The following is a 728-nucleotide window of genomic DNA, read 5'->3' on the forward strand; positions in this document are numbered from 1 at the left end:
ATAAATGATAAATTGATCACAGAAGTTGGGGATCTTTTTACCTCACCTGAATTCTTACAAGAAAATTTTCCCTCTTCCCTGAATCCTGATCTTTTAAATAATTACCTCATTAAAGAGAAATAATTACTTTAACTTGCATATTGGTAAATTTAGCTGCTTGCTGACTAGAGGCTTTATTTAATCGAATATAAACTTTGATAATTCTATTATCAATGTTAGTAGTAGGATCGGTATTATTGAGATTTTGCTGTTGTACTTGTAAATCAATTCGTTCTACTGTTCCTTGTAATTCTTGATCAAAAATATCTCCAACTATTCGCACTTGTTTCCGTTGAATAATCTTAGTAATATCACTTTCATAAACTTCCGCAACTACATACATCTGACTAGTTTTACCAATGTCAACAATGCCATTATTAGTAATTAATTCTCCTGGACGAGTATGTATTGCAAATATTTGTCCATTTTGAGGGGATTTAACATAAGCTTTTTGGAGATTAATAGCGGCTTTTTTGACTACCGTTTCCGCACGATTCAATTCTGATAAGGCAGCTTCTATATCTACTTTCCTAACCTCAGAAATTTGATTAAGTGTGGCAGTAGCTTCTTTGATTCTTTCTTTACCACTTAATTCTAGTTTTTTTAACTGTGAATTAGCCGATTGGAGACTTTTTTTAGCAGTTTCTAAGTTTAAAACTTTACTATCTTTTTGGGAAGCGGAAATTGCC

The 728-nt window shown here is 32.0% G+C and carries 1 pseudogene; it reads right to left on the reverse strand.

The features are described 5' to 3' along the window. Positions 1-109: 109 nt before the first annotated feature. Positions 110-728: pseudogene (locus tag CUN59_RS22130) on the reverse strand (HlyD family efflux transporter periplasmic adaptor subunit); the annotation flags it as partial.

This window comes from Cuspidothrix issatschenkoi CHARLIE-1, from assembly GCF_002934005.1.
Taxonomy (GTDB): Bacteria; Cyanobacteriota; Cyanobacteriia; order Cyanobacteriales; family Nostocaceae; genus Cuspidothrix; species Cuspidothrix issatschenkoi.